Origin of the sequence: Chitinophaga sp., assembly GCF_036569185.1 — a bacterium.
GTDB lineage: Bacteria > Bacteroidota > Bacteroidia > Chitinophagales > Chitinophagaceae > Chitinophaga.
On record NZ_DATCRD010000101.1, the window covers coordinates 1 to 8,761 of the forward strand.

Annotated in this window: 7 protein-coding genes; 3 read left to right on the forward strand and 4 right to left on the reverse strand. The window is 44.9% G+C overall.

Translation table 11 applies throughout. From position 1 onward, the window contains the following. The 3 genes from VIM72_RS07530 to VIM72_RS07540 all read left to right on the forward strand — a co-directional run. A partial coding sequence (locus tag VIM72_RS07530; RefSeq protein ID WP_332002223.1) for an MbnP family protein occupies window positions 1–675 on the forward strand: 675 nt, incomplete at its 5' end. Next, entirely contained in the window at window positions 672–1,721 is a 1,050-nt protein-coding gene (locus VIM72_RS07535; RefSeq protein ID WP_332002224.1) for a cytochrome-c peroxidase, read from the forward strand. The genes VIM72_RS07530 and VIM72_RS07535, both read left to right, overlap by 4 nt. A 471-nt stretch (window positions 1,722–2,192) precedes the next feature. Next, window positions 2,193–2,936 (forward strand): hypothetical protein, encoded by a 744-nt coding sequence (locus VIM72_RS07540; RefSeq protein ID WP_332002225.1) that lies wholly within the window; start codon window positions 2,193–2,195, stop codon window positions 2,934–2,936. A gap of 160 nt (window positions 2,937–3,096) precedes the next feature. Here the strand turns inward: VIM72_RS07540 and VIM72_RS07545 are convergent, their stop codons facing one another. The 4 genes from VIM72_RS07545 to VIM72_RS07560 form a co-directional block, all read right to left on the reverse strand. Then, the gene (locus VIM72_RS07545; RefSeq protein ID WP_332002226.1) at window positions 3,097–3,663 is read right to left on the reverse strand and encodes a DNA-3-methyladenine glycosylase I; all 567 of its coding nucleotides are present in this window, start codon (window positions 3,661–3,663) and stop codon (window positions 3,097–3,099) included. Beyond that, window positions 3,642–5,843, reverse strand: a complete 2,202-nt coding sequence (locus VIM72_RS07550; protein WP_332002227.1) for a DUF4954 family protein — start codon at window positions 5,841–5,843, stop codon at window positions 3,642–3,644. Before VIM72_RS07550 ends, VIM72_RS07545 begins: the two co-directional genes overlap by 22 nt. 89 nt (window positions 5,844–5,932) lie before the next feature. After that, window positions 5,933–7,768, reverse strand: coding sequence for a glutamine--fructose-6-phosphate transaminase (isomerizing) (gene glmS, locus VIM72_RS07555; RefSeq protein ID WP_332002228.1), 1,836 nt, complete (start codon window positions 7,766–7,768; stop codon window positions 5,933–5,935). A gap of 261 nt (window positions 7,769–8,029) precedes the next feature. Then, window positions 8,030–8,761, reverse strand: a 732-nt coding sequence (locus VIM72_RS07560; RefSeq protein WP_332002229.1) for an alpha/beta hydrolase family protein, incomplete at its 5' end; no start/stop codon positions are given.

The window sequence follows — 8,761 nt, forward strand, 5'->3', positions numbered from 1 at the left end:
CCTGTACCTTCCCTGCAATTATCGTTCACCCACCTGGTGGGGCAGCAGCCGCTGCTAAGGAACCAGGCTACCTATACCAACGCCTCCGGCGAAACATTTACGATCAGCCGTTTCCGTTATTTCCTCAGCAATTTTTCACTGGAAACCACCAATGGCAGTATGGTTACTTTGCCTCCGGCTTACTTCCTGGTAGATGATGCTATTGACAGTTCAAAAAATATCCGGCTTAACAGCATCCCTGCCGGCACTTATAAAAGCATCCGTTTCCTGGTAGGAGTGGATAGCATCCGCAATGTGAGCGGTGTACAATCCGGTGCGCTGGCGGTGGAAACCGGTATGTTCTGGACCTGGAACAGCGGTTATATCATGGCGCAGATAGAAGGGCATTCCAGTGCTGTCAATACACCCATGCAGGAGTTTTTATTTCATTGCGGGGGATATAAATCGAAAGACGGGGTGCTGAAATATGTAACGCTGCCACTTCCGGAACAAATTACCATTCCGGCTGCGCATCTGCCACAGATCAACCTTACCGCCAATGTGGAAAAATGGTTTTTACCGGATACAGTGAGTTTCAAGAAGATCACCGTGATCATGGCGCCAGGGGTAAAAGCAAGACAGGTAGCCGGTAATTACCAGCATATGTTTAACATAACAGGCATCTCCAACCAGTGAATCACAAGGTAGTATATATCATCGGGGCGTTTTGCCTGTTGTTGGCGCTGGTACAGGCAGGCACAAAGAAACGCGCAGTAAAGGGGCCCGAGCCTTTTTTGCTGCAGCTGCCTGCTCACTTCCCCCGGCCGGTATACGATTTTACGCATAATCCGCTTACCAAACCAGGCGTGGCTTTGGGGCGGTTTATGTTTTATGATTACCGTCTTTCGCAGGACAGCACCGTTTCCTGTGGCTTCTGCCACCAGCAGTTTGCAGCCTTTGGCCATTTCGATCATGCGCTGGCGCATGGCGTGGCAGGGCAGCAGGGGATCCGCTCGGTACCGGTGCTTTTTAATATGATCTGGCAAAAAGCATTCATGTGGGACGGCGGCGTGAACCACCTGGAATTGCAGGCGCTCACCCCATTAACCGATCACAACGAAATGGCGGTAGACCTGAAAGAACTGCTGCAGAAAATGCAGGCGGATCCTCAATACCGGAGTATGTTCAAAGCCGCTTTTGGTACGGAGGAAATTACCAGCGAGCGTATGTTCAAGGCATTTACACAGTTTGTAGCCACTATGGTATCTGCCGGTTCCAAATATGATAGCGTAATGCTAAAAGTACCGGGTGTGGCTTTTACGGCGGAAGAAAATGCAGGTTATGCCGTTTTCCGGGATAAGTGCGCGGCCTGTCATAAAGAACCGTTATTTACTGATCTTACTTACCGCAGTAACGGGTTACCTTATTTACCGGCGTTGAACGATGTAGGCAGGATGAAGATCACGGGGAACACAGATGATAATCTTCATTTTAAGGTACCTTCCTTGCGCAATATCCTGAAAAGCGCCCCTTATATGCACGACGGCCGTTTCTTCGATATTTTCCAGGTATTTGACTTCTACGACCATGGTGTAAAGGTGACTCCCACCACCGACCCGCTGGTGAAGCAGGGAATTAAATTATCAGACCAGGAAAAGCGGCAGCTGTATTTCTTTTTGAATACGCTTACGGATTATACTTTTATCAACAATGCTGCGCTTAGCGAAATACGGATCGAGTAGGATCGCCTTCGGCGATCAAAATTGTCTTGGAGCTGGATTACGCTGATTATACTGATTTTTCTGATGTTGTTTTTTAGATTTTTATAAAGATTAATGGAGATATAACTTATTTAAGAGACTGAGGAGCTCATTTTAGTAAAATATAAATGAAAACCACCTGAATTTATCTTATAGAAAGTAGAGGTTTCAAATTTTAAAAGCTGAGAATAACGCTGTTTTTTTGTCGGGTAACCAGAAAAATTATTAATTTCCTGTTGTTAATCCGGGTATTTCTATATTCTCTTATGGATGCATATGAAATTTCATCAGAATAAACGTCTTATGAGTGAGGACCTATTTGCTCAGTTTATTAATCCTAATCATTATTTAGTATGGAAAGAATGCTTGTTAACCTTAATAAGCTCTTTGTAGCTGGAGGATTTACTTTTCTTATTCAGAAAATTCTTCGCTAACATCTTCTAAAATACCACTTTGGTTATTGTAACTATTCCTGATGATTATTATTTAAGTCATCCTCCGACAGACGATTTCTTTTATGGTAGAATTTTAGTGGAAGATTGGTATGGACATCAATTAAGAAATTTTAATTATCATTTTGATGGTACTTATGAACCATTTAGAATAACAGGTCAGACAAATAAGGAATATATGAAAAAGCAAATTTCGGCCGTGATATTTTTCATTTTTATTTTCCACTTTGGGTATTCACAGCTCATTTATCATCAATCCGATGAAAGTGATAAAATATATATATCTGTATTAAATCAGAAGTTAAAAGATCTGATACTCGTTAATCAGCGAACAGATTCAAATTTACTAAGGCAATATGATCCGAGGAACTATAAGTCATTTCTTATAGATACTAATGCTCATTTAGCTATTAATAATCCTAAATGGGAAAATTTCATTTCACAGATAGATACATCAAAAATTATTAATTATACGATTGCCGATCATTTTAATAATGATCATATTATTTTATTCAATAGTCATTCAAAGAAAAGGATGGATTTAAAGAATAAACCTTATTACAGGATACAATTTTCACCAGTTATATTATCCTCCTCAAATGAACTTGCTATTTTCTCATATATAATATATAACAGAATGGAAAGTTCTCAGGGAATTATGTGTTTTCTTGAAAAGAAGGGGAGTACCTGGCGGATAGTGGAAAGAATTACCCTGTTTATAGCGGAATATTCAATTGCAAAATAATATTAACTTTGTTTAAAAATTTAGGGAACTGAAAAGTTCCCTAAATTTTTAAACAATACCCTCAGTATATCTGTATAAAAATCCCAGGAATAACATCAAAAAAATCAGTATAATCAGCTTAATCCTGCTCCAAGACAAAATTCGCCGAAGGCGAAATCCGCTATTTCTTCCAGCAATCCTCCGCGTGATCATCTACCATACCGGTGGCCTGCATGTAGGCATAGCAGATGGTGGAGCCCACAAATTTGAAGCCCCGCTTTAGCAGGTCTTTGCTCATGGCATCGGAAATGGCTGTTTTGGCAGGAACGCCGGCCATACCTTTACGGTAGTGGTTTACGATGGGTTTGTAGTTTACAAACGACCAGATGTATTTATCGAAACTGCCAAATTCCTTTTGAACCGCGAGGAATGCTTTTGCATTGCCGATAACTGCCTTTATTTTAAGACGGTTACGGATGATGCCTTCATTCTGCATCAGCTGCTCTACCTTTTTTTCATCGTATTTCGCTATCTTTTTGGCGTTCCAGTTATCAAAGGCTTTGCGGTAGTTTTCCCTTTTGGTAAGTACGGTATACCAGCTGAGGCCCGCCTGTGCACCTTCGAGACACAACATTTCGAAGAGATGCTGATCATCATGATCGGGCGTGCCCCATTCCTTGTCGTGGTAATCCTGGTACAGCTTGTCCTTATTGGCCCAGCTGCATCTTATTTTTTCTTTAGCTGCCATTCGCTGATGGTTTTATTTACCTGCAATTTATACATTTCCAGGTCTTCAGCGGTTTGTTTAATAAAGCTGTTGTCTTCCAGGCTGCCTATTACCGCGTTCATTTCTTTTTCGCTTTCATAAGCCAGCTGACGGAAGGGGTTTTTATAATCTTTTTCCCTGGAGCGCCTGATCTGTGTGGTGATCCATTCCATAGTAGCTACAGAATCGTTCATCCATTGTGCCAGGTTAGCGGCGGAGAGATCGCTGTTTTTGATTTCCAGTAAACAGGCCACGGCATGTTGTAATTTATCGGCTGCATATTCGTTGCCTATTTGTTCATAGGCGGTATGCAGTTCCGGCCAGCTGGCAATCTTGTTTTCCCGGATCTTTGTTTTGAGGGAAGCCACGGTTTCCGCTTTCATCAGCTGTCCGCCAATGTTTTGCCAGTCGCCGCGCCTGGCCGTTTTAACCGCTGCCTGTAAATCAGCAAAGGAAGATTTTTTTGCTGCCAGGATGTTTTTTACTGCATAAAGCACCACCATATCGTTGAACAGTGGATAAGCCTTGTGTACTTTCAGCAGTTCCACATCGCGGGAGCTGTTTTCAAAACCCTTGGAGAGAATAGTTAGTGCGGCTACTTCTTCCGGGTTATTTTTTAACAGCTCTTTTCCTTTATTACGTATATCCTGTTCCGTTAGTTCTCCTACAGGAATATTTTCTTCCAGGGCGTACCATGCTTTACCGGTGGCTGTTTCCATGATGGCCAGTGCCTGGAATATTTCTTCTACAGAATCAGGGGCCAGGTAATCGTATTCAATGAGTTGTTGTTTATCGGTGCGTTTGTCGCGGTCTACATATTTCCAGGAGTTGCGCGCAATAGCGTACATATTGTACAGGAACCAGTAGCCCGGCATTATTTTCAGGCGGTTCTCATGTTCGTCGTTTACTACCAGGCTGAATGGAATGGAGATATTCAGCTCCGACATGTAATTGCCTTTGGAAATGAGTGTGAAGCTGGCGAAGCGGGAGTTATGTTTCAGGCTTACGCAGAGGCCTGGCCAGAATCCCCTGCCGGCAATGATTTCACCATCGGCGCCGCGGGAGTTGTGATTGGAACCGATGGTAGCGCCGGCAGCCATGTTGCTTTGCCCCATGATAAGCGCTGCGCACAGGAACGAGTTATTATGATGTTGTTCATGTGCGGGGAAGATGAGCGAGTTGAGCACTTCGCAGCAGGAAATAGTAGCGTTGTTGCCCAGGTAGGAGTTGATCAGCCTGGCGCCGTATTTCAGCTGTGAGTGGGAGGCCATTACAAAGCGAACGGCTTTCACGCCGTAGAATACGCGGCAACCGTAGCCTATTACACCATTTACCATTTCGCAGCCTTCGCCAATTTGAGAAGAGGCTTTGCTGCTGCTGTTGATGGTAAGGTTTTTCAGCTTGTTGGCGCCTTTCAGGTAGGCATCCGTACCAATGGTAACGTCTTTGATCATCTTACAGTTCTTGATCACTGTACGATCACCCACCATACCGTAGTAGCCCCGTCTTTTATCAAATTGTTTTTCTGTGAATGTTTTGAATTGCTGTTGCAGCTGTTCATCGTCGCGGTAGCGGGTCCACAGGTAAGCGTCTCCGGGGAGCATACCATCGAACGGCATCACGCTTCTGCCGCCGTTTTCATTGCATAGTTCCATCCAGATGCGGCCGCTTTCATTTTCTCCTTCCTTTACAATACCGTTTCCGAATTTGGCATAGTCGGTAGTAGCCATTTCATTTACGTTGGCTACGATCACTTCATTGCCGAGGATATAATGGGATAAATAATTTACGTTATGTACCACTACATTGTCGCCGAAATCGCAGGCGCAGATGGTGCTGTTGTACAATCCTACCGGCATCCGCAGGTTGTGGAACTCGAGGTAATAAGGCTCCAGTTTACCAATGCGCACCATCCCGAAAAAGTGGCAGTGCTGTACCAGTTGCGGATCAAATTCGTCGGAAACAAAAATAATATTCCAGTCATCGGAGGTATTATCATTACGTACCAGCGATTCTATTTCGTGTGCGGTTAATTTCCTGTATTTGTCTCTCCTGCTCCATTGTTCATTACGGAGATAGTATTCGTCTTTGCCTTCCGGTAACGTGGTTTCAATGAAATTATACCCCAGATCAGAGAGGGGTCTTTTTTGGATATTATTCATGAGGATACATCATTTAGGGAAATGACCATCTGGTTATTTTATTATGCGTGCAGATAATAAAATAACCAGATAAGGTATCTCCGTTTTCTTTATTCTACTGTAACTGATTTTGCAAGGTTCCTGGGTTTATCAACGTCCAGGCCTTTGAGCACGCCTATATGATAAGCGAGCAGTTGTAACGGCACTACAGAAATGATGGGAGCCACCAGTTCATCTGCCGAAGGCACAAAAATCACATCATCCGCCATAGGGGGGATGGTGTTGTCGCCTTCTGTTACAACGGCGATCACTTTACCTTTACGGGCTTTAATTTCCTGGATGTTAGACACTACTTTTTCGTAGTAGCTGTCTTTCGTGGCAACAATTACCACCGGCAGGTTTTCATCTACCAGTGCAATAGGGCCATGTTTCATTTCCGCAGCGGGATAACCCTCTGCGTGGATGTAGGAAATTTCTTTCAGTTTAAGCGCTCCTTCCAGGGCTACCGGGAAATTGTATCCGCGGCCCAGGTAGAGAAAATCACGTGCATCTTTATATTTATCGGCCACCTGTTTGATCTGGTCGTCCAGTTTAAGAGTAGTGGCTACTTTTTCAGGAACCTGTTCCAGTTCATCGAGCAGGTGCTGGAACCTTTGAGGAGTGATGGTGCCTTTATCGGCGGCCAGTTTGAGGCCTACCAGGCAAAGCACTGCCAGCTGGGCGGTGAAGGCTTTGGTACTGGCTACGCCAATTTCAGGGCCTGCGTGCGTATAGGCGCCTGCGTGCGACAAGCGTGCAATGGAAGAACCTACTACGTTACATACGCCGAGGATGATAGCGCCCTTTTCTTTGGCGCTTTCAATGGCTACCAGCGTATCGGCCGTTTCGCCGGATTGGGACACGGCAATGATCACATCGCCGGGGCCTACTACCGGGTTGCGGTAACGGAACTCGGAGGCGTATTCCACTTCCACGGGGATGCGGCATAGTTCTTCGATCATGTATTCGGCTACCAGGCCGGCGTGCCAGGAGGTACCGCAGGCCACAATGATGATACGTTTGGCGCTGCTCAGTACATCTGCATATTCGCGCATACCGCCCATGGTGAGCGTGCCTTTCTTTGCATCCAGACGGCCGCGTAAACTATCGAAAATGGTTTGCGGCTGTTCAAAGATCTCTTTCAGCATGAAGTGGGCATAGCCTCCTTTCTCAATGGCGGCCAGCTCAAGATCCAGCTTTTGAATGTAAGGCGTTTGCCTTTCATTGGAAATATTTTTCAGGATCAGCTCATCCGCTTTGATGATGGCAATTTCGTAATCATTTACATACACTACCTCTTTGGTGTATTCAATGATAGGCGAAGCATCGGAAGCGAGGAAGTGCTCGCCTTTGCCCACGCCTATTACGAGCGGGCTTCCCTTACGGGCGGCGATCAGCGTATCCGGGTTTTCTTCATCGATCAGTACAATCACGTAAGCGCCCACTACTCTTTTTAAAGCGATGCGCAGGGCTTCTTCCAGTGAGCACTGGTTTTGTTTCTTGATTTCCTCGATAAAATGAAGCAGTACTTCGGTGTCGGTATCACTGTGAAAAACATGGCCCTGGTTGATGAGCTCCTGTTTCAGTTGTACATAATTTTCAATGATGCCATTGTGGATCATGGCCAGTTTTCCGTCGCCGGATAAATGCGGGTGCGCATTGCGGTCGCATGGCTCGCCATGTGTAGCCCAGCGGGTATGCCCGATGGCTATATGGCTCCGCAGGTCTTTTCCCTCAACAAATGCTTCGAGGGCGGCTACTTTGTCTTTTTTCTTGTATACCTGAAGCCCGTTGTTGATCAGGGCAACTCCCGCGCTGTCGTATCCGCGGTATTCCAGTCTTTTGAGGCCTTTTAATACTACCGGGTAGGCTTCTCTCTGCCCGATATAAGCTACTATTCCACACATAAGGTTTTTGGATTTGTGCTAGGTTTTATCATTGCAATATCGCATTAAAATGTTAAGATCACATCAGGAAATGTGAATATTGTTTAATTAAAGATATGGTCTACATAGTATTCTACATTGTCTAATGTAAAATGAAAAAGGGAATACGGAAAAGATCCTGACGAAAATTAAGATTCCTTAACATTCGCCTGCATCATTCACCGTATTCCCTTTTTATTTTTTTTATTAAGACGGAACTAAATAAAAAAAATTAAAATGCAATCATCTCTTCAAGAGCGTACTCTCGAAGAGCAAAAGTATTCTTTTATATTCATCTGTCCAGCTGCTGGGGGTAGTAAATCCGTGATCTTCTACAGGATATACTGCCAGTTCCCAGTTATTCTTCCCTAATTCTATCAGTCGTTGCGACAGGCGCACAATATCCTGGAAATGCACATTGGTATCTACCATGCCATGACACATCAGCAGTTTGCCTTTCAGTCCTTCTGCAAAATATATAGGAGAAGACCTGCGGTAAGCAATACTGTCGGTGAATGGCTCATTTAATATATTGCTCGTATAGCCGTGATTGTAATGGGCCCAGTCCGTTACCGACCGCAATGCAGCGCCGGATGCGAACACATCTGGCTGTGTGAAAAGGGCCATCAGCGTCATAAAGCCGCCATAGCTGCCTCCGTAAATACCAATACGACGGGCGTCCACCTGCAATTTTTCTGCCAGATATTTTGCGCCGTCCACTTCATCGTCCAGGTCCTTGCCTCCCATATGGCGGTAAATGCCGGTACGCCAGTTGCGGCCGTAGCCTGCGCTACCGCGGTAATCCATGTCCAGTACGGTATAGCCTTTATCGGTAAGCAGGTTATGGAACATATATTCCCTGAAATAGGAGCTCCACCATTTATGCGCATTCTGTAAATAGCCGGCGCCATGTACAAAGATCACTGCGGCGCCGTTATTTTTAGCAGGGTCCGGCGTGTACAGGCGGGCATATAC